Origin of the sequence: Blautia glucerasea (genome assembly GCF_020537505.1) — a bacterium.
In the GTDB taxonomy this organism is placed as follows: domain Bacteria; phylum Bacillota; class Clostridia; order Lachnospirales; family Lachnospiraceae; genus Blautia_A.
The window spans coordinates 1-736 of record NZ_JAJBMO010000097.1 but is presented as its reverse complement, the minus strand read 5'-3'; the positions used below and the strand labels follow the sequence as shown (position 1 = coordinate 736).

Genomic DNA, 736 nt, shown 5'->3' with positions numbered 1-736 from the left:
AGGAGGATACTGGTATGAGTTCCCAGAAAAAAAGTTCCCGGCTTGAGGGAAAAGATTTAATTACTATCGGCATCTACACCGTCATCTATGTCGTGATTGTTATGCTGGTGGCGATGCTTGGCTTTATCCCCATTTTTATTCCGCTGATGGCGGTGCTGTGCCCTTTGATTGGCGGCATCCCCTATATGCTGTATGTTACAAAGGCTAAAAAATTCGGGATGACTGCAATCATGGGTTTCCTGATTGGCCTAATCATGGTGTTCTTCGGCAACGGCTATCTTACTATGGTAACTGGTCTCGTTGGCGGCCTGTTGGCCGACGTGATCCTGAAAAAGGCGGACTACAAAAGTGCAAAGAGCACAGTTCTTTCCTGCGGCGTGTTCAGCATCTGGGTGTTTGGCAACTTTGCTCCCATTTTCCTGAACCGTGAAAGCTATATGGTAATGTTGACTGAAGGATACGGCGCTGAATATGCAGCTACCCTTAATACATATATGCCTATGTGGATTGCGCCTATTCTGCTGGTTGCCTGCTTTGTGTTTGGCCTTGTCGGAGGTGTGATTGGGAAAGCCATTTGCAAAAAGCACTTCCAGCGTGCCGGTATTGCATAATGGCGCGGGAAATTCTGCTCAGCAAAAAAACAGAACAAGGGTTACGGCTCGATCCGCGTACAAAACTGTTGCTCATCTTCATCATAAGCATTTTTGTCATGGGTGGAACAGGCGGAGAAGCTATG

1 protein-coding gene and 1 pseudogene are annotated in these 736 nt (G+C 47.1%); both read left to right on the top strand.

What is annotated here, in order from left to right; all coding sequences use genetic code 11:
• The first annotated feature begins 14 nt into the window (after positions 1 to 14).
• Positions 15 to 611, top strand: a complete 597-nt coding sequence (locus tag LIQ05_RS19405) for an MptD family putative ECF transporter S component (RefSeq protein ID WP_005601664.1) — start codon at positions 15 to 17, stop codon at positions 609 to 611.
• Positions 611 to 736 (top strand): annotated as a pseudogene (locus LIQ05_RS20005) (energy-coupling factor transporter transmembrane protein EcfT); the annotation flags it as partial. The gene LIQ05_RS19405 and the pseudogene LIQ05_RS20005, both read left to right, overlap by 1 nt.